This is a genomic window from Affinirhizobium helianthi, from assembly GCF_042680945.1.
GTDB lineage: Bacteria > Pseudomonadota > Alphaproteobacteria > Rhizobiales > Rhizobiaceae > Neorhizobium > Neorhizobium helianthi.
In genome coordinates this window covers 153,933-172,684 of sequence record NZ_JBHUEQ010000004.1, presented here as the reverse complement: position 1 = coordinate 172,684, position 18,752 = coordinate 153,933, and the positions used below count along the sequence as shown (strand labels likewise).

General features: G+C 58.3%; 16 protein-coding genes. 7 read left to right on the top strand and 9 right to left on the bottom strand.

Annotation, left to right across the window (positions count from 1 at the left end; all coding sequences use genetic code 11):
* Positions 1 to 25 precede the first annotated feature (25 nt).
* Positions 26 to 1,279: an aminopeptidase gene (locus ACFSE1_RS04205; protein WP_377396911.1), complete on the top strand. Its 1,254-nt coding sequence runs from the start codon at positions 26 to 28 to the stop codon at positions 1,277 to 1,279.
* A 36-nt stretch (positions 1,280 to 1,315) separates the two neighbouring features.
* Here the strand turns inward: ACFSE1_RS04205 and ACFSE1_RS04200 are convergent, their stop codons facing one another.
* Positions 1,316 to 2,170, bottom strand: coding sequence for an EamA family transporter (locus ACFSE1_RS04200; RefSeq protein ID WP_377396909.1), 855 nt, complete (start codon positions 2,168 to 2,170; stop codon positions 1,316 to 1,318).
* Positions 2,171 to 2,249: 79 nt separating this feature from the next.
* On the opposite strand from ACFSE1_RS04200, the gene ACFSE1_RS04195 reads away from it, so the two are divergent.
* Entirely contained in the window at positions 2,250 to 2,738 is a 489-nt protein-coding gene (locus ACFSE1_RS04195; RefSeq protein WP_377396907.1) for a MarR family winged helix-turn-helix transcriptional regulator, read from the top strand.
* Here ACFSE1_RS04195 and xseA read toward each other — a convergent pair.
* Positions 2,735 to 4,345, bottom strand: a complete 1,611-nt coding sequence (gene xseA, locus ACFSE1_RS04190; protein ID WP_377396905.1) for an exodeoxyribonuclease VII large subunit — start codon at positions 4,343 to 4,345, stop codon at positions 2,735 to 2,737. The two genes, ACFSE1_RS04195 and xseA, sit on opposite strands and share 4 nt — an antisense overlap.
* A 443-nt stretch (positions 4,346 to 4,788) precedes the next feature.
* Positions 4,789 to 6,639: a hypothetical protein gene (locus tag ACFSE1_RS04185; protein ID WP_377396903.1), complete on the bottom strand. Its 1,851-nt coding sequence runs from the start codon at positions 6,637 to 6,639 to the stop codon at positions 4,789 to 4,791.
* Between the two features lie 123 nt (positions 6,640 to 6,762).
* Between ACFSE1_RS04185 and ACFSE1_RS04180 the strand changes: the two genes are divergently transcribed.
* On the top strand, positions 6,763 to 7,782 hold the full coding sequence (locus tag ACFSE1_RS04180) for a glycosyltransferase (protein ID WP_377396901.1): 1,020 nt from the start codon (positions 6,763 to 6,765) through the stop codon (positions 7,780 to 7,782).
* Positions 7,779 to 8,177: a GtrA family protein gene (locus ACFSE1_RS04175; RefSeq protein WP_377396899.1), complete on the top strand. Its 399-nt coding sequence runs from the start codon at positions 7,779 to 7,781 to the stop codon at positions 8,175 to 8,177. The genes ACFSE1_RS04180 and ACFSE1_RS04175 overlap by 4 nt, the downstream gene beginning before the upstream one ends.
* On the opposite strand, the gene ACFSE1_RS04170 is transcribed toward ACFSE1_RS04175, so the two are convergent.
* Complete coding sequence (locus tag ACFSE1_RS04170; RefSeq protein WP_377396897.1) at positions 8,174 to 9,160, bottom strand: Gfo/Idh/MocA family protein; 987 nt, start codon at positions 9,158 to 9,160, stop codon at positions 8,174 to 8,176. The two genes, ACFSE1_RS04175 and ACFSE1_RS04170, sit on opposite strands and share 4 nt — an antisense overlap.
* Before the next feature lie 213 nt (positions 9,161 to 9,373).
* On the opposite strand from ACFSE1_RS04170, the gene ACFSE1_RS04165 reads away from it, so the two are divergent.
* From ACFSE1_RS04165 to ACFSE1_RS04155, 3 genes are all read left to right on the top strand, one after another.
* Complete coding sequence (locus ACFSE1_RS04165) at positions 9,374 to 9,820, top strand: GNAT family N-acetyltransferase (protein ID WP_377396895.1); 447 nt, start codon at positions 9,374 to 9,376, stop codon at positions 9,818 to 9,820.
* 160 nt (positions 9,821 to 9,980) lie between these two features.
* Positions 9,981 to 10,976 carry an aldo/keto reductase gene (locus tag ACFSE1_RS04160; protein ID WP_377396893.1) on the top strand — a complete coding sequence of 332 codons (996 nt, stop codon included), beginning with the start codon at positions 9,981 to 9,983 and terminating at the stop codon, positions 10,974 to 10,976.
* A gap of 314 nt (positions 10,977 to 11,290) precedes the next feature.
* The gene (locus ACFSE1_RS04155; protein WP_377396891.1) at positions 11,291 to 13,357 is read left to right on the top strand and encodes a methyl-accepting chemotaxis protein; all 2,067 of its coding nucleotides are present in this window, start codon (positions 11,291 to 11,293) and stop codon (positions 13,355 to 13,357) included.
* 248 nt (positions 13,358 to 13,605) lie between these two features.
* Here the strand turns inward: ACFSE1_RS04155 and pheT are convergent, their stop codons facing one another.
* From pheT to infC, 5 genes are all read right to left on the bottom strand, one after another.
* Complete coding sequence (gene pheT, locus ACFSE1_RS04150; protein ID WP_377396889.1) at positions 13,606 to 16,032, bottom strand: phenylalanine--tRNA ligase subunit beta; 2,427 nt, start codon at positions 16,030 to 16,032, stop codon at positions 13,606 to 13,608.
* A 21-nt stretch (positions 16,033 to 16,053) separates the two neighbouring features.
* Entirely contained in the window at positions 16,054 to 17,139 is a 1,086-nt protein-coding gene (gene pheS / locus ACFSE1_RS04145; protein WP_377396887.1) for a phenylalanine--tRNA ligase subunit alpha, read from the bottom strand.
* Between the two features lie 165 nt (positions 17,140 to 17,304).
* Positions 17,305 to 17,709, bottom strand: coding sequence for a 50S ribosomal protein L20 (rplT, locus tag ACFSE1_RS04140; protein WP_377396885.1), 405 nt, complete (start codon positions 17,707 to 17,709; stop codon positions 17,305 to 17,307).
* A 37-nt stretch (positions 17,710 to 17,746) separates the two neighbouring features.
* The gene (gene rpmI / locus ACFSE1_RS04135; protein WP_165216076.1) at positions 17,747 to 17,950 is read right to left on the bottom strand and encodes a 50S ribosomal protein L35; all 204 of its coding nucleotides are present in this window, start codon (positions 17,948 to 17,950) and stop codon (positions 17,747 to 17,749) included.
* Positions 17,951 to 18,140: 190 nt separating this feature from the next.
* A complete protein-coding gene (gene infC, locus ACFSE1_RS04130; protein WP_377397231.1) occupies positions 18,141 to 18,677 on the bottom strand; it encodes a translation initiation factor IF-3 in 537 nt (178 codons plus the stop codon).
* Positions 18,678 to 18,752 lie beyond the last annotated feature (75 nt).

The following is an 18,752-nucleotide window of genomic DNA, read 5'->3' as shown; positions in this document are numbered from 1 at the left end:
AGACTGAACCCAAGAGAAGCAGATCATGACCCTACACACCGAGATCAGAAATGCCGTTGACCCTGTGAAGCTGGAAAAGCTGGCGGAGGTTGCCGTCAAGGTTGGACTTCAACTGCAGCAGGGGCAGGATCTCGTCATCACGGCACCTTTGGCCGCCCTTCCGCTGGTGCGCTTGATCACCAAACATGCCTATCTGGGCGGCGCGGGCTTGGTTTCCACCTTCTATTCCGATGAGGAGACAACGCTGGCGCGCTTCCGCCACGGGCAGGATGCCAGCTTCGACAGGGCTGCCGGATGGCTCTACGAGGGGATGGCGAAAGCCTACGAAGGCGGGGCGGCGCGGCTTGCCATTTCCGGCGATAACCCGATGATGCTGGCCAATGAAGACCCGGAAAAGGTCTCTCGCGCCAATCGCGCCACCTCGATTGCCTACAAGCCAGCCTTGGAGAAAATCTCCAACTTCGACATCAACTGGCATATCTGCTCCTATCCAAACCCGGCCTGGGCCAGACAGGTGTTTCCGGACGTGGCGGAAGAGGAGGCGGTGTACCGTCTGGCGGAGGCGATCTTTTCGGCGTCACGCATCAACAATGACAATCCGGTCGCGGCCTGGGCCGATCACAATGCGAACCTCAAAAAGCGTTCCAGCTGGCTGAACGGCGAGCGCTTTGCTGCCCTGCATTTCACAGGCCCCGGCACCGATCTGACGGTCGGTCTGGCCGAGGGGCACGAATGGCATGGCGGCGCATCGAAGGCCAAAAACGGCATCACGTGCAATCCCAACATTCCGACCGAAGAGGTCTTTACCACACCGCACGCGCTGAAAGTGGAAGGCACTGTTTCCTCCACCAAGCCGCTCTCGCATCAGGGCACACTAATCGACAATATTCAGGTTCGGTTCGAAGCCGGTCGCATTGTGGAAGCCAAGGCTTCAAAAGGCGAAGACGTTCTGAAGAAGGTGCTCGATACGGATGAAGGCGCCCGTCGTCTCGGTGAGGTGGCGCTTGTGCCGCATTCTTCCCCGATCTCGGCCTCGGGTATCCTGTTCTACAACACGCTGTTCGATGAGAATGCGTCCTGCCACATTGCGCTTGGCCAGTGCTATTCGAAGTGCTTCCTGAACGGGGCCTCCCTTACCCCGGAACAGATCAAGGCACAGGGCGGAAATTCGTCGCTCATCCATATCGATTGGATGATTGGCTCCAATCAGGTGGATATTGACGGCATTCGCGCTGACGGATCGCGCGCGCCCGTGATGCGCAAGGGCGAATGGGCCTGACTGAATGGAAATGCGCCTGCTTAAAGCAGGCGCATTTTATCTCTGTTGTAGCTGTGCCCACTGACTGAGCCATACGCTCAATAGCACGACGGCAACACCGAGGGCCTGTTGCACATCCAAGGCTTGCCCAAGGATGAACCATCCCAGCAAGACGGCAGTGACCGGACTGAGAAAACCCAGTGCGGAAGCAGCCGACGGCTCAATCCGCGAGATGCCGCGAAACCAGATCATGTAGGTAACCGCCCCGCCGATGATGCCGAGATAGACGAAGCCTGTCAGGTTCATGGGCGTAGGCAACGGCAATGCGGGTTCGAAGATTAGCGCCAGAGGCAGCAGCAGCAGGCCACCCGCCGTCAACTGCCATGCGGTGAAGGTGAGCGGCGACACGGGCGGTCGCCATTTGCGGGTCATCACAGTGCCCGTTGCCATGGAAAGCGCGCCTGCCAGCCCCGCCGCAACGCCCAGGAAATCAAGATGAGCGTTGGGTGTGAGGACAAGAAGTGCGACCCCTCCGATGCCCATGACCCCGGCGAAAACGGACAAGGTTCTAACTTTCGATCCCAAGACGAGCGATGACAGAAGAATCACGATAAGCGGCTGAATGGCTCCGACAGTGGCGGCCACACCTCCGGGCAAACGGTAAGCCGAGACGAACAGACAGCCCCAGAAGACTGCAAAATTCAGCCCTCCAAGAATGAGGCTTTTCCACCACCACGCGCCCCAGGGAAGACGACGCACGATGACGAGCAGCAAGAGCCCTGCAGGCAGGGCGCGCAGCGCCGCAACCGTCAGCGGCAGTCCGGGCGGCAACATCTGTGTCGTCACAGCATAGGTTGATCCCCAAACGGCAGGTGCAATGGCGGTGACAAGTGTATCCGTCAGACGAGACATGCTCTTGAACCTAGTTATCTTGACGTCAAGATAACTGGATTAATCTTGACGTCAAGATAAAATCTCCGATAGTGCGCTGATGGATCACGTCGAAACGATTTTGCAGCAATGGCGCAGGGAGCGGCCCGACCTTGATGTCGCGCCCATGGGGCTACTCGGCCGTCTGGGCCGTCTCTATGCGCATCTCGACCGAGAACTGGAGGCGCTTCTTGCTCAGCACTCCCTCAACCGCGCAAGTTTTGACGTTCTGGCGACACTTCGTAGATCCGGCGAGCCTTTCAGATTGTCGCCCGGCGATCTGCTGGCAACCACCATGGTGACCTCCGGCACAATGACCAACCGCATCGACCAGCTTGAAAAACAGGGGCTGGTGCAGCGCATTCCCAATCCGCAGGATGGGCGCAGCGTGCTCATAGGTCTCACGTCCCAAGGCCTCGCCGTGATCGAAGAGGCAGTCACTGCCCATGTCGAAAACCAGCACCGACTGACCAGGATGCTCTCACAGGACGAATTCGCAGCTCTGGACAGGCTCCTCGCGACCTATCTGTCCGCATTCGAGCAGAGTTAGAACAAGCTACCCTGCTCTGGAGGCGGATCACCGGAAGGCTTTGCCGCGCTGCGCTTGCGCGGCGCAACGGCCTGACTGCTTGGCGCGGTCGGCGGCGGGGCGCCCTCGCCTGCTGTGGCGGACACGCGACCATCAGCGAATTCAATGGAGAGTACCTGACCAGACGAGACATCGTCTGCACGTGTGAGAGGCCGGTTATCCTCGTCGCGGATCACCGCATAGCCGCGCTTCAGGACATTCTTGTAAGATAGCGATTGAAGAATGCGGTCATGCGCCCTGAGCGCAGAATTGCGGCGTCCCATGGCATTGACAACAGCCGTATCGGCGTGACGCATGAGCGCGGCCAGCTTCAACTGCTCGCGTTCTATCTGGCCCTTGAGCCGCTGGGGTAGCGAGGAAAGGCGGGCCTCGGCCTTCTGAACGCGGCCCCGTTCGCTCAGGAGAAGCCGCTCAAGGCAGCGATCCTTGCGCATAACCTGTTCAGCAATCCGGCGGCGATTATCGGCTATGCGGTTGACGAGAAGCTCAAGCCGGAGACCGGCCTGCACCCGTTCCAGATGGTGACGCTTGGCCACCGCCGTCCGTTCCAGACCACGGCCTAATCCGGCACTTGCCTCATCGAAACGGCGACGCGGAAGCGCCAGAAGCTGATCAAGCGACGGCAGCGCACGAACAAGAGCGCGCAAACCTTGGCGACGATTATCCATCTGACGGGAGGCGCAGCCACGCAAACGTGCGGTGAGATTTGCCAGTTGGGCATCAAGCTCCGCCTTCACCGGCACGGCCATCTCTGCAGCGCCGGTTGGCGTTGGTGCGCGCACATCGGCTGCGTAGTCGATCAGCGTCCAGTCGGTTTCGTGGCCAACAGCAGAAATCAGCGGAATGACGCTTTCCGCCGCGGCCCGCACAACGGCCTCATCATTGAAGCCCCAGAGATCTTCAAGACTGCCGCCGCCGCGGGCGACGATCAACATATCCGGACGTCGGACAGGCCCCAGGGGATCCAGCGTATTAAAGCCACGAATGGCGTTTGCCACTTCATCGCCAGAGCCTTCGCCCTGCACCTTCACAGGCCATACGACCACATGAACCGGAAAGCGGTCGGTGATGCGATGCAGGATGTCGCGGATGACGGCGCCCGTCGGAGACGTCACCACGCCGATCACCTGCGGCATGAAGGGAAGACGACGCTTGCGGGCCGGATCGAAAAGCCCTTCCGCCGCGAGTTTCCTCTTCCGCTCCTCGATCAGCGCCATCAGCGCGCCTGCACCGGCGGGCTCCAGCGTCTCGATGACAATCTGATATTTGGAGGACCCCGGAAAGGTGGTGACCTTACCCGTGGCGATCACCTCCATGCCCTCTTCAGGACGGAATTTGAGCTTGGAAAAACTGCCCTTCCAGATCACGGCATCAATTCGCGCCTTCTCGTCCTTCAAGGCAAAATAGGCATGGCCGGAGGAGTGAGGACCGCGATAACCGGAAATCTCGCCGCGAACCCGCACATGGTCAAACGCTGTCTCGACAGTTCGTTTGATCGAACCGGAAAGCTCTGACACCGAAATTTCGGCAAGATTGGTTTGCTGCTCGCTGAAGAAAGGCCTGTTCATGGACTCCTCTTACCGCATTTTCCTCGCAGTTTCATCTGCGCAATTCCTCATATCGCCCTGTCGTGTTCACCGCTCCTTAAACCTGCTGCGAAAGATATGCGGCCGGCCAATACAGGTTTGAAACTTCTTAAATACAGCGAGACTTATGCATCTTGCATGGCATGATCTTTTGCCACCAGGGAGCTTAATGTGCTATTTTTTCTCGCCGCCCTACTGGCCTGCTCTGCCCTTCTATGTCGTTCGGTCGCGGCTCTGTTGGCAAGCGGCCTTGGTATCGTTGGGGTGTTTGTGCTGGCCAGTGTCTTACAGGCATCCTTCAATCTTGTGAGCCTGTTGGTGGCCATCGCAGGCTTCAATGGGGCAATCATTTGCGTCCTCCTGCTGCTGGTGGTATTCCACAGCAAAGGCGGGATGCGAAGAGACACCCGAGACCTGCCTCGTTCTCACGGTATGACGCGATAAAGCTGAAAACGCTGTCCCTCAACGGCTGGCAGCGGTTGCAGAAAGGCTGGCACATTTCCTTTTTCCAGCTGAGCATAGAGCCCATCCGGCTTCATCTGCGCAAGGTTCATCGTCTGCACGTCGTTCGGGCAAAAGGCCAGAACGGACACTTTCGCTCCGCGCAGGAAGGCCTCTGCCTCCTTTGGCTGGGCAAGGCCGATATGTAGCTCCGTCAGCATTCCCGACTGATTGCGATGATAGGGCGCCGTCAGAACGCGGTGCGGCGTGTAACGCAAGATCTGTGCGCCGCTGTCCGAAGGGGCCGCCACCACAACGGGCGGAATGGCTGCCAGCACCCGCATATCGGCAACATCCCGGCAGGAACTGCCGGTGTCCGAAGCAGTGGCCGTTGCATTGGTGAGAGCCCGCAGCGTCAGCGCGTTGCCAATACCTTTCGTGCTGACTGCACCGAAGAAGACCCAAACGACAGGCACTGCGCACAGCACCGTGATGATATAGGCAAAGCCGGCATTCATGTTTTCCGGCTCAGCGTTCGAGTTACGCTTGAGATCCGTGATGATGAGGGAGAGCGGCAGGATGGCGAGCGCATTAGAAATGAAAGCACCGCGCACCTGAATGAGCGAGATGGCCCAGGCGGTCGCCACCAGAGCCAGCAGCACCAGATGCGTTTCCACCCGTTCGCGATCCTGAATCCGGAAAATGCACACCATGATGGCGAAGAAACCGACCGCATAAAAGCCGCCAAACGTATCGGGCGCCACCCGCAATTGCGACAATGCAGGTTGCGCTTCCACCACAGCATTGAGCCAGAGCGAAACAAGCAACGGATCGAGATCGCCAAGCGGATTGCCAAGGCACTGCGGCGCAATCAGCAATGCGGCAAGGCCCACGATAAGGCCGAGCCCGGCCAGCGACGCAATGCGCAGTCTCAGATCCAATGCCGAACCAAACCGCGCGGCCAGGAACAAGCCTGTGCCACCAATCGCTGCAAGCGCATAAAAGCCAAGGGACAGGTTATCGCATGTTACCGTGCCATAATGCGATGGCGGCACGGTGGCCAGGAAGAAGAAGGAAATGCCAAGCGTGAGGGCCAAGCCGAAGCTGCGGGCTGCCCGTTCAAACTGTTTTCCATGCCATGCCCATTGCAGCGCCACGATCACACAGGCCATCGCAACCACAGGCAATGTTTCGGCACCGATTGCCATGGCAAAGGCAGCAGAAAACCCTGCAAAACCGTGGCTCATGCCGCCCATCCGGCGATCCACCAGCATGGCGGCAATGAACATCAACACAGTCAGCTGAATATTGTGATGATCCAACGCACCCGGATAGAAGCGCAGCGTCGTAAAGAGGTAGATCGCGCCAATACCGAGGCCGATATGCATGGTGGCAACCCCACCGAGACGCCTGCATGCCAAGCCGAGCGAGAAGAGAAACCCGACAGCAAGCCCCAGCGGCCAAACCATGGCAGCCAGCGCCTCGGCTTGTGCCCGGCTATCAGTAAACAGGGAAAACAACAGGATGAGGGATGCAATCGGCAGGTCTACCAGCCGCGACCAGTGCATGAGGGTGCCGCCCTCGAGCCCGAGCCTATACTGGGTGAGATCGAACCAGCCCTGCCCATTGAGAAAATCACGCACTTCGACAAGCCGCATGACATCGTCATTGTCCGGGCCAATGTAATCGGTCGTGGTGGGCAGGTAAAAGCCGAGGATGGCGACGATCAGAATGACAGCATAGACGGCGACACTCGGAATCAGGTGGCTGAACAGGCCGGCAGGTGCCTTGCGCTCATCCCCCGGAAAGGCCTGGCCGCTCATCGAATAGGTCATAAAGCTCTTCCCTCGCCTGCGGATGGTTTCGAAACCTAGCTTTAACCTTCTCAAGAAATAGTAAAATCCGCTGCGTTCAGCATCCGTCTTCCGGCGGAACAGCGCTTTTGTATTGAGTTCGCCATGGATGATGCTGCCTTTTGCAATATGAGAATTGCCGTTCTCCTGCCGTGCTACAACGAAGCTGCGACCATTGCCGCCGTGGTTCGGGGGTTCAGGGCGGCTCTGCCCCAGGCGCGCATCTTCGTTTACGACAATAACTCCACCGATGGGACGGCACTCGCAGCCATGTTGGCGGGCGCGGAAGTTCGCCGGGAACGCAGACAAGGCAAAGGCCATGTGGTGCGGCGCATGTTTGCCGATATCGACGCGGACCTGTACATCATGGCGGATGGTGACGGCACCTATGCGCCGCAGGATGCCGAAGAGCTGGTCCGCACACTGCTCACAGAACGGGTCGACATGGTGGTTGGCACCCGGCGCGGCGTTCATGCCAATGCCGGTCGCCAAGGGCACGCCTTCGGTAACAGGCTCTTCAATCTGCTCTACCGCCGCCTGTTCGGCACGGGTTTCACCGATATCTTTTCCGGCTATCGCATTTTTACCCGCCGCTTTGTGAAGAGCTTCCCGGCCATCTCCGCAGGTTTCGAGATCGAGACAGAGATGTCCGTCCACGCATCGCGGCTAAATCTGCCTGTGGCAGAACTGGAACTCGATTATGGACGACGGCCGGAAGGGTCTGTCTCGAAGCTCTCGACCTTCCGCGATGGCTTCCGCATTCTACGCATGTTTGCCATGCTGATGAAGGAAACGCGGCCCTTTGCATTTTTCGGCTTCGTTGCCTTGTGCCTGCTCGCCGCGGGCTTTTCCTTCTCGGTTCCCGTTCTCATTGAATACGTGGAAACCGGCCTTGTTCCACGCATGCCGACCTGGATGCTGTCACTGATGCTGGTCAGCCTGTCCTCGGTTTCGCTGACTGCCGGCATCATTCTGGATTCGGTGGCACGCGGGCGCAACGAGCTCCTGCGGCTGAACTATCTTGCCCAGCCGGATCAGTTGTTCTCGGCTCAATCGGTCTCGCCGCCGAGTGCCGACCATCCCGTCATAGTCGAACGGCCCAGAAGCGGGAGCGCCGCAGCTTGAAGCGCATGGCATGGTTTCTTCTTGCGGGGGGCATCGGTTTCGTCATCGATGCCGGGCTGACGCATCTGCTGATCGCAAAAGCCGGTTTCAGTCCGTTCTTCGCCCGCATTCCAGCCATCATGGCAGCGATGGCGGCGACCTTCATCATCAATCGAAGCCGAACTTTCGGACGGTCACCCCATTCGCTGGCGAAGGAAGGGTTTCGCTACTGGGTAGTGGGGATTACCTCGGCCGTCCTCAATTATGCGGTCTACTCCCTGCTGATGCGGGGCCTGCCTTCGCTTCAGCCCCTGGTCGCGGTCATCTGTGGCTCGGCAACCGCGACCTTCTATTCCTTCTTCGGCTATTCGCGCTTCGTATTCCGGCATCACAGCCGAAACAAGGAAAGCCGTTAAACGGCTTCCCAGCCGTCCTTTTCGCTGGCGCGATAGATTGCATCGATGAAACGCTGGTTCGCCAGCGAGTTCTCCAGCGTCACCACCTCTGAACGATTGCCCTGCGCGGCACTCGCGAAAGCTTCGGCCTGGCGCTTGTACTGGCGGCTATCCGGGAAGCGGAATATCTCCGAGCGGGCGCGCTTCTGATCGGTCAACTCAACCTCTTCTGCACCATAGCGGTCGGCATTGAAGGGCGACTTGACCTCGATGAAGCCTTCGGTTCCATGAAACACCATGACCTGACGCGCCGCCATCTGGGTTGAGATATAGAAGGTCAGGTCGAAATCACCGAAATCGGCCTTCACGCTGGAATAGATGTCCGTTTTGAATTCGGGATCGCGCTCCGTCGTCGCCTGAACCCGTAGGGGCTCCTTCCCTGTCGAAAAGCGGGTCGCCATGGTGGGATAGACGCCGATATCCGGCAGACCGCCGCCACCCAGTTCAGGAATGTTGCGCATGTTGGAAGGGTCGCGGTTAAAATAGGAGAAAGCCCCTTGCACATGGCGTAGCCGCCCAATGGCTCCTTCAGCCAGCAGATCGCGCACCTTGTGCCATACGGGCGCATAGGTAATCATAAAAGCTTCAGAAATCAGAACCTTGTTTCGGTCCCGCGCCTCAATCAACCGTTCGATTTCTGCCGCTTTCAGAGAAATCGGCTTTTCGCACAGAACATGCTTGCCCGCCTCTGCCGCCTTGATGGTCCATTCCACGTGCTGGCTTGTCGGCAGGGGGATGTAAACCGCATCGATCACATCGGAGGCGAGCATCTCTTCATAGGAGCCGAAGGCGTGCGGCACCGAAAAGCGATCCGCCATCTCGCGGGCGCGGGAAAGATCACGGCTTGCAATGGCGGAAACAACGGCATTCTCCGCATCCTGAATGGCGGGAACCACCGCCTGCTGGCCAATGCGGGCGGTTGAGAGAATACCGAAACGAAACATCAATTCCTCCTTCATGTTTTGCGCACATTACGAAGGCCGTTCGACCGAAGCAATCGATTTGAACAGCCACGCGAAAGCAAATTAATAATCAAATCGAATTGCGTATCGTCAGGCCCCGCATTAGCGTTGTCCTCCTCGATCCGGGGGATGACCGTGCAGCAGCCATTTCTTCGCCTGCTGGTACGCTCTTCGTGACAAGGTAGATATGAGCTGATGGCATTGAGGGTTCGCGCGGCAACAGCGAGCGATGAGGTCCGTTTTCTTGAACTCTGGGCCGCCTATCTCGCGTTCTATCAGGCGTCTGTCTCACCGGATATCACGCGTCGTACCTGGGCCAGGGCGCTCGACCCGAAAAGCGCCATCTTCATGCGCGTCGCAGAGGTCGATGGGCGAATGGAAGGTTTTGCGCTTTGCCTCACCCATGAAGGCACGTGGACACTCGGCAAGCATTGCTACCTGGAAGATCTCTTCGTGGATGCCTCACAGCGCGGAAAAGGCGTGGGCCGTGCTCTGGTGCGCGATCTCGTCGATCTCGCAAATCAGAACGGCTGGTCCCGCCTCTATTGGCATACCGCCGAGAGCAACGCGACGGCGCGCGCATTATACGACAGCTTCGTCCAATCGGACGGCTATGTGCGCTACAGGATCCAGTTCGGCTAGGAGCCGAAACGAGATGACCGGACGCCATCTGTCTATCCGTTCGGGTGCAACCGGTCTGAAACGGCAGCAGCAACGCTGACCTCCTGGACTGGAACTCTACATCATCATACCGGAAGCCACTGCGTTTGGAGCAATGGCTGCTTTGTAGGAGAAGGTCATCATGCAAACGCGAAAACTCGGCTCACTGGAAACCTCGGCTCTGGGCTTGGGTTGCATGGGCATGACCCATGCCTATGGTCCAGCCGTCGATGAAGCTTCGGCCACAGCAACGCTGGCACGCGCGGTGGAACTGGGTATTACCCTGTTCGACACGGCAGAGGTTTACGGCCCCTTCACTAACGAAGAACTCGTGGGCAAGTGTCTGCGGCCATTCCGCGACAAGGTTCAGATCGCCACAAAATTTGGCTTTACCATTGGCGATGCAGCAAAGGCAGAGCGGCCCTCTGGCGTCGACAGTCGCCCGGAGCATGTTCGGGCTGTTGCCGAAGCGTCGCTCAAGCGCCTTGGCGTCGAGGTTATCGATCTCTTCTACCAGCACCGCGTTGATCCTGATGTGCCGATCGAAGATACCGTTGGGGCAATGGCCGATCTGGTCAGTGAAGGCAAGGTTCGCGCTCTCGGCCTTTCCGAAGCCAGCGCCGAGACACTACGCCGCGCCCATGCCGTCCACCCTATTGCCGCGATTCAAAGCGAATATTCGCTCTGGACGCGCGATCCCGAACAGAACGGCGTGCTGGATACCTGCAAGGAACTGGGCATTGGCTTCGTGCCATTCTCGCCGCTTGGACGCGGCGCACTGACGGGCACCCTGAAAACGCTGGAGGGTCTGGTCGAGAACGATTTCCGCCGCAGCCTGCCTCGGTTTCAGAAAGAGAACTTCGACGCAAACCTCGCGCTCGTTCAACTGCTCGAGCAGATGGCCGAGAAGAAGGGCGTCACCGCAGGTCAACTCGCGCTCGCCTGGGTACTGGCGCAGGGAGACTTCATCGTTCCCATTCCCGGCACGACCAAGATCGCCAATCTGGAAAAGAATATCGCAGCAACAACCCTCGTATTGACAGCTGATGAGCTAAAAGAAATCGGAGATCGACTGTCGCCTATGAATGTAAAGGGCGAACGCTACCCGGAAAGCTTCGCGAAGATGGCAAACCGCTGAGTTCGCCTCAGGTCAAGGGGATGCGCAGAGGGATCCGTCTGCGCTCTCTTGAACTTCTAATTCCTAATGCAGCGTTAAGGGAGAAACCACTTCAAATCAAATATCAAAGATTGCAGTCATCCGTTCGTCGTTTGTTTATCTTCTTTAGAATATGCTCCAACAAATAGACAACGGGGCGAACTAAGGTGCGACAGATTCTGACGAGTATTTCTGGAAAGCTGATGCTCTCGACGGGCGTAGCAGCATCCATTGTTATTTGCTTATATACGGGCTACACCGGCTGGCAAGCAAAAGACAACACAGAAAAGCAGGTCATGGCGCTTGCTCACGAAAAGGCTCAAGGCGTCGCTCAGCAGGTAACTTCCCAGATCACCGAGGCACTCTCTGCGGGCAAGACGCTGGCAGCCACTCTTTCCGGCTATATTGAGAAGGGTGGACGCAACAAGAAAGACATTGTTGCGCTGATTGAGCCTGTCACTGCCCCTTATCCCAACCTCTTCGGCGCCTGGATGTGCAGCGTGCCGAATGACAAGGTTGATTTCACGCTCAATGGCTCCGAAGGGAACAATGCCGAAGGCGTTTTCACCCCCTACTGGACCAAGACAGCCAGCGGATCGCGGGAATTTTCGACCTGGATTATCAACCCGACCGAACAGTGGTATGCGGCACCGCTCCAATCCGGCAAGAGCCTGATTACGGCACCATATGTCTCCACCAGCGGCAAGCTTTTGACGTCGGTATCGGTTCCCATCCAGATCCAGGGCACAACGGTCGGCCTTGCCGGTGTCGATATTACGCTGGATGACCTCGTGAAATCTCTGGACAGCCTTCAGCCATTCGAAGGCGGTCGCGTGATGCTTCTCGCAAGCAACTCGAACTGGCTGGCCCACCCGAACAAGGACCTTCTGATGAAGGCCTATGCCGATCCTGGCACCGATGATGTGAAGGCCGTGCTTCAGGAAGGCAAAGCCCGCGTCATCAAGGGCTTCGAGGACGGTCGCGTCCGTATCGTCTATCCCATCAATGCGGCCGGCATGAACACCACCTGGGCGCTTGTTCTCGACGTTCCGGAGGCCATCTTCTCCGCACCCGTCACCGAGGCAATCAAAAGCGCGATCGTTAGCGGCCTGCTGATCCTTCTGGCCTGCGTATCCATCATCTACATCGCCTCCTCCAAGCTGGTTCGCAATCCGCTCGGCGCACTGCTTCGCAGCGTGAATGGACTGAGCAACGGCGACTACGAGACGGAAGTGAATCAGAAGGAGCGCACCGACGAAGTTGGTACGCTTGCCAAGGCACTCGAAAAGTTCCGCCACGATCTTGCGCATGGTGTTAAGGCGCAGGCGGAGCAGGAGCAGCTTCGCACCTCCGTTGAAGCAGAGCGCCGGGAAAAGCTGGCTCTGGAAAGCGCAAAGGCAGAAGATCTGCGCCAGTTTGTTTTCCAGGTTCAGGCCGGCTTCAATGCTCTTGCCAAGGGTGACCTGACGGTACGCATGAACCAGTCTGTTGCGCCGGAATTCGAGGAAATTCGCCAGAACTTCAACACTTCCGTTGCTGCCCTTGAAGAGGCGGTTGGCGGTGTTGTCACCACGGTCGTGACTATCCGGGCCGGTCTTGGTGAAATCTCCGATGCCTCTCACGATCTTGCCCGCCGCACGGAGCAGCAGGCCGCATCGCTGGAAGAAACCATCGCTGCCCTTGCTGAAGTGTCCAAGGGTGTAAACCACACTGCCGAAGGCGCCGCCAATGCACAGGGCGTGGTATCCGTCGCCCGTGACAATGCTGAGAAGGGTGGAGAGATTGTCGCCCGCGCCATCGAAGCGATGACGGCAATCCAGAGCTCGTCCGAGCGGATCAGCAGCATCATCGGCGTGATCGACGAAATCGCATTCCAGACCAACCTCCTTGCCCTGAATGCCGGCGTCGAAGCGGCCCGCGCCGGAGAGGCAGGCAAGGGCTTTGCAGTTGTCGCACAGGAAGTCCGTGAACTGGCTCAGCGTTCGGCAACCGCCGCTCGCGAAATCAAGGAGTTGATCAACACCTCCAGCCAGCAGGTTCAAACGGGTGTCGATCTCGTCAGCGCATCTGGCAAATCACTCGAGGAAATCGTTGGTCAGGTCGTCTCCATGAGCCAGACCATCTCCCAGATTGCCGACGCTGCCCGCGAACAGGCAGGCAGCCTGCGGGAAGTAACGGCCGCTGGTGACAACATGGACAAGGTAACGCAGCAGAACGCAGCCATGGTTGAGGAAACCACTGCCGCAGCTCAGAGCCTTACCCACGAAACCGAACGTCTGGCAGACATGGTCCAGCGCTTCCGTACCAGTGCCTCGAGAAACTATGCTCAGGGCGCACAACAGAGCTATGCCCGCGCCTCCTGACGGTCGTTAACGGCCTCGCAGAACACCTCCAGCAAAAGCGCTTCAGCGGTTTTGCTGGATAAGATCCAAGCCCAAGGGCATCTCCAAGAAAAAAGGCCAGTGGTAGATGCCACTGGCCTTTTTCTCATGTGTCCAGAGCATTTCCGGTGAAAGCGGAATCACCTGAAATGCTCGGTCTCTTTTTCGCAGCCCGGACGCAAAACTACCGACGCATTCTTGCCTGACGTGCTCTGGAGCAATTGCGGGCATCAGGCCCGCAACACTCCTCCCGTTGACTTCTCGACATTGCCGACGATCTTCTTCGTCAATGCATCGAAATCTTCGTCCGTCAGGGTCTTTTCGACAGGCTGGATCAACACTTCGATGGCAACCGACTTCTTGCCTTCGCCAACCGATGCACCTTCGAACACGTCGAAGACGTTCACGCCCGTGATCAGCTTGCGATCCGCGCTGGTTGCTGCCTTGATAAGGGCAGCGGCATCCACGGTCTTTTCCACCACGAAGGCGAAGTCGCGCTTGACCATCTGGAAGGGTGACATTTCCAGGGCGGGCTTGGTGCGTGTCGACTTCTTCTTCGGTTCCGGCATGGCATCGAGATAGACTTCGAAGCCGCACAGAGCCCCCGATACATCGAGAGCCGACAGCGTGTTGGGGTGGAATTCCCCGAAATGGCCGAGAACGACCTTCGGCCCCATCTTGATCGTGCCTGAACGGCCTGGATGATACCAGGCAGGACCGCCTTGCTCGATCTGCACATTGGCCATCGGCATGCCGCAGGCTTCCAGAACCGCCAGAGCATCAGCCTTGGCATCGAAGACATCGACAGGCTTTCCGCCACCCTTGGCCGCATTCGACCACAGACGGCCAGCGCCCGCCAGCGAAGCGGTGCCGCGACGAATGCCGCCAGCGACGCGCCGCTGCTGATCCGGCGTGTCGCCTTCATATGTGCCGGAGACCTCGAAGATGGCGACATCGCCGAAGCCCTTGTCCGCATTGCGCTGGGCTGCAGTCAGCAGACCCGGCAGAAGCGAGGGTCGCATGTCCGACATATCGGCAGCGATGGGGTTTGCCAGCTTCAGGGCAGGCTGACCGCCGCCAAACAATTTAGCCTGATCCTCTGGTATAAAGGACCAGGTCACGGCTTCCAGCATGCCACGGGAGGCGAGCGCCCGCTTGGCGGTACGTGTGCGAACTTGCAGCGTCGTCAAGATACGGGCGTTAACCGTATCCTTTGCAGGCAGGGGTTCAGGCTTGATGTTATCGACGCCGTGAATGCGCATGACCTCTTCAACGAGGTCCGCCTTGCCGTCCACATCTGGACGCCATGAGGGAACGGCAACCTGAACCTGGCTGTCGTCGCCGGACAAAATTTCGAAGCCGAGACCGGTGAGGATCTGGCGGCTCTCCTCCACTGACACGGTGAGACCCGTCAGGCGCTTCACTTCGGAGAACGGGAAGTCCACGACCTTGCGGTCATGCCCCTTGTATCCGGCAACGCGCGCCTTGGCGGGCGTGCCACCGCACAGCGCAATGACAAGCTCCGTGGTCCGCTCAAGACCCGGCATCATATATTCAGGATCGACACCACGCTCGAAGCGGTAGCGAGCATCGGTAATGATACCGAGCGCACGACCCGACTTGGCAATGTTGATCGGATCCCACAGAGCCGATTCGATCAGAACATCCACCGTGTTCTCGTCACAGCCGGAATGTTCGCCGCCCATGATGCCGCCGATGGATTCCACACCATTGTCATCGGCAATGATCACATTGTTCTGGCCAAGCTTGTAGGTGCGCGTATCAAGCGCAACAATCTCTTCGCCATCCCTGGCCCGGCGAACCGTGAGGTTACCCTTGACCTTGGCTGCATCGAAGACGTGCATCGGGCGACCCTGATCAAAGGTCATGTAGTTGGTGATATCGACCAGCGCATTGATGGGGCGAAGACCGATGGCCTTCAGGCGCTTTTGCATCCATTCCGGGCTGGGGCCATTCTTCACGCCTCGCACGAGACGCAGCGCAAAGCCGGGGCAGAGACGCTCATCGTCCAGGTCGATATTCACCTCGACCGGCGTTTCACCGTCCACCTTGAAGCTCGGAGCCTTGGGCTGCTTCAGCGTGCCGAGGCCGGACGCCGCCAGATCGCGTGCAATGCCGAAAATGCTGGTGCAGTCCGGGCGGTTCGGCGTCAGATTGATCTCGATGACCGGATCATCCAGACCGGCATAGGATGCGAAGGCCGTTCCCACCGGCGCATTTTCCGGCAGATCGATGATGCCATCGTGATTTTCGGAGATGTTCAGCTCCTTTTCGGAGCACATCATGCCGTGGCTTTCGACGCCGCGAATATTACCGACCGCCAGTGTCACATCGATGCCGGGAACGTAGGTGCCCGGACGCGCCAGGGCCCCAACCAGACCTGCGCGTGCGTTCGGCGCACCGCAGACCACCTGCACCGGCTTGCCATCGCCCGTATCGACCATCAGCACCTTCAGCCGGTCGGCGGAGGGGTGCTTTTCAGCGGATAGAACCTTGGCAATGACGAATGGCTTGTAGGCCGCCCGGTCATCAACATCCTCGACTTCAAGCCCGATCGCCGTCAGGCGCTCGCAGATCTGCTCGAGCGTCGCGTCAGTTTCCAGATGTTCCTTCAGCCAGGAGAGCGTGAATTTCATGGGTCTATCCTCCTTGGCTGTTTACTGGCTCAAACCGCCGAACAGCGTCGGCATGTCGAGTGGGCGGAAACCATAATGGTTCATCCAGCGGACATCGGCATTGAAGAAGTCGCGCAGGTCCGGCATGCCGTATTTCAGCATGGCGATGCGGTCCAATCCCATGCCCCAGGCAAAGCCCTGGTATTCATCCGGATCGAGCCCGCCGGCGCGCAGCACGTTCGGATGCACCATGCCGCAGCCGAGGATTTCCATCCAGTCGGTGCCTTCCCCGAACTTGACGATGGGGCCTGACGAGCGGTCGCACTGGATGTCCACCTCAAAGCTCGGCTCGGTGAAGGGGAAGAAGGACGGGCGGAAGCGCATGGTGACGCTGTCCACTTCGAAAAATGCCTTGCAGAATTCCTCCAGAATCCAGCGCATATTGCCGACGTGGCTCTTCTTGTCGACAACGAGCCCCTCCACCTGATGGAACATCGGCGAATGGGTGGCGTCCGAATCCTGGCGATAGGTCTTGCCAGGAATGATGATGCGGATCGGCGGCTTTTGCGCTTCCATGGTGCGGATCTGAACCGGAGAGGTGTGCGTGCGCAGAACCTTGCGCTCACCCTTCTCATCCGGCTGGAAGAAAAAGGTATCGTGCATTTCGCGCGCGGGATGACCTTCCGGGAAGTTCAACGCCGTGAAGTTATAATAGTCGGTCTCGATATCCGGGCCTTCCGCGATGGAGAAACCCATGTCAGCGAAGATCGCCGTGATCTCATCGATAATCTGGCTGATCGGATGGATGCGGCCGCGTTCGGCAGGCGAAGAGCGCACGGGCAGGGAGACATCGACGGTTTCCGCCGCAAGACGCGCATTGATTGCGGCATCGCGCAGAACCGTTTTGCGCCCGGCAAGCGCCTCGTTGACGTCGTTTTTCAGGGCATTGATCGCAGCGCCGCGTGTCTGCCGCTCTTCCGGGCTCATGGCGCCCAGTGTCTTCAGAAGCTCGGAGACAGAGCCCTTCTTGCCCAGCGCTGCGACACGAACGGCTTCCAATGCCGCTTCATCCTGCGCATTAGCGATTTCCGTCAGAAGCGAGGTCTTCAAATTTTCCAGATCGGACATGGTTTTTTCCGTGTGATGCTCGCGGCGAAATCAGCTTTGCTGACCTACGGTCGTGACATGTGATCGTGCCATATGGCCCAGTAGACAAAATGAAAAACCCGCGCCAGCCCAAACCAGCGCGGGTTTCCCAATTCAATGAAGCTAGATTAGCTTGGGAAGCGCTGGTTAACGAACCGCGCTTTCAAACTCGTTGGCCGTTCCAGCATCCTTCAGATACGCAAGAGCCTTCTTGGATGCATCGACCAGAGCGCCGAATGCTGCAGGCTCATGGATTGCCATGTCCGACAGAACCTTGCGGTCCACTTCGATGCCAGCCTTGTTCAGGCCGTCGATGAAGCGGCCATAGGTCAGGCCGAATTCGCGAACAGCAGCGTTGATACGCTGAATCCAAAGAGCGCGGAAATTCCGCTTCTTCACGCGACGGTCGCGTGTCGCCATCTGGCGCGAACGGTCAACCGCAGCCTTTGCAGCGCGGATCGTGTTCTTGCGACGGCCGTAGAAACCCTTGGCTGCCTTGAGTGTCTTCTTGTGCTTGGCGTGGGAGGTTGTACCCCGTTTTACGCGTGACATGTCATGATCTCCTTAGTGATCCAAAAGCGAAAGGGTCTCAGAGACCGTTCGGCAGGTAGTTCTTGATAACCTTCTTGCCATCAGGCTCGGCAAGGATCATCGTACCGCGTGCATCGCGGATGAACTTGTTGGACCGCTTGATCATGCCGTGGCGCTTGCCAGCAGCAGCTGCAACGACCTTACCAGTCGCGGTTACCTTGAACCGCTTCTTGGCGGACGACTTCGTCTTCATCTTGGGCATTTTGCTACTCCGTGTTCTTGTATCGAAACCGACTGATGAGGTCAGTTTCAAGCTATTCAAGAACGGCCACGGCATGCCCTGCCGGACCGTTCGGACGCGCGCTTATACCACCAACGGGCAAAAGCGCAATGGGTGTTACAGGTGATTCGTGCCCGAACGGATCGAGCGACAGAGATGGATCGGCCCCGAATTACCTCGGCGCCAGAACCATCATCATCTGGCGGCCTTCGAGCTTGGGCTCGGCCTCAACCTTGGCAATCGCAGCCGTATCTTCCTTGACCTGGAGCAGAAGCTTCATGCCAAGTTCCTGGTGCGCCATTTCACGACCACGGAAACGCAGCGTCACACGCACCTTGTCGCCATCTTCAAAGAAGCGGTTGATTGCCTTCATCTTCACCTCATAGTCATGGGTGTCGATGTTCGGGCGCATCTTGATTTCTTTGATTTCAACGATCTTCTGCTTCTTGCGCGCTTCAGCCGCCTTCTTCTGGTTGGCGTATTTCAGCTTGCCGAGATCGAGAATTTTGCAGACCGGCGGCTCGGTGTTCGGAGAGATCTCGACGAGGTCCAACCCCGCTTCCTCTGCCATCCTCAGCGCCTGATCTGTCGGCACGATGCCGAGGTTCTGGCCCTCTGCGTCGATCAGCTGAACGCGAGGGATGCGGATTTCCCGGTTGGAGCGCGGACCGTCCTTTACAGGAGCGTCGGCTTTGAATGGTCTGCGAATGGTCGTATTCTCCTCGAATAATTTCTGGGTCGCAGCGGCGTTGCTTCGCGCACGCGACGAAACGGCAATTTCGTC

What these genes read in the sequence shown, in the direction of transcription:
- ACFSE1_RS04205 (WP_377396911.1), top strand. Translation starts at nt 26, where the DNA reads ATGACCCTACACACCGAGATCAGAAATGCCGTTGACCCTGTGAAGCTG.
- ACFSE1_RS04200 (WP_377396909.1), bottom strand. Translation starts at nt 2,170, where the DNA reads ATGTCTCGTCTGACGGATACACTTGTCACCGCCATTGCACCTGCCGTT.
- ACFSE1_RS04195 (WP_377396907.1), top strand. Translation starts at nt 2,250, where the DNA reads ATGGATCACGTCGAAACGATTTTGCAGCAATGGCGCAGGGAGCGGCCC.
- xseA (WP_377396905.1), bottom strand. Translation starts at nt 4,345, where the DNA reads ATGAACAGGCCTTTCTTCAGCGAGCAGCAAACCAATCTTGCCGAAATT.
- ACFSE1_RS04185 (WP_377396903.1), bottom strand. Translation starts at nt 6,639, where the DNA reads ATGACCTATTCGATGAGCGGCCAGGCCTTTCCGGGGGATGAGCGCAAG.
- ACFSE1_RS04180 (WP_377396901.1), top strand. Translation starts at nt 6,763, where the DNA reads ATGGATGATGCTGCCTTTTGCAATATGAGAATTGCCGTTCTCCTGCCG.
- ACFSE1_RS04170 (WP_377396897.1), bottom strand. Translation starts at nt 9,160, where the DNA reads ATGTTTCGTTTCGGTATTCTCTCAACCGCCCGCATTGGCCAGCAGGCG.
- ACFSE1_RS04165 (WP_377396895.1), top strand. Translation starts at nt 9,374, where the DNA reads ATGGCATTGAGGGTTCGCGCGGCAACAGCGAGCGATGAGGTCCGTTTT.
- ACFSE1_RS04160 (WP_377396893.1), top strand. Translation starts at nt 9,981, where the DNA reads ATGCAAACGCGAAAACTCGGCTCACTGGAAACCTCGGCTCTGGGCTTG.
- ACFSE1_RS04155 (WP_377396891.1), top strand. Translation starts at nt 11,291, where the DNA reads ATGGCGCTTGCTCACGAAAAGGCTCAAGGCGTCGCTCAGCAGGTAACT.
- pheT (WP_377396889.1), bottom strand. Translation starts at nt 16,032, where the DNA reads ATGAAATTCACGCTCTCCTGGCTGAAGGAACATCTGGAAACTGACGCG.
- pheS (WP_377396887.1), bottom strand. Translation starts at nt 17,139, where the DNA reads ATGTCCGATCTGGAAAATTTGAAGACCTCGCTTCTGACGGAAATCGCT.
- rplT (WP_377396885.1), bottom strand. Translation starts at nt 17,709, where the DNA reads ATGTCACGCGTAAAACGGGGTACAACCTCCCACGCCAAGCACAAGAAG.
- rpmI (WP_165216076.1), bottom strand. Translation starts at nt 17,950, where the DNA reads ATGCCCAAGATGAAGACGAAGTCGTCCGCCAAGAAGCGGTTCAAGGTA.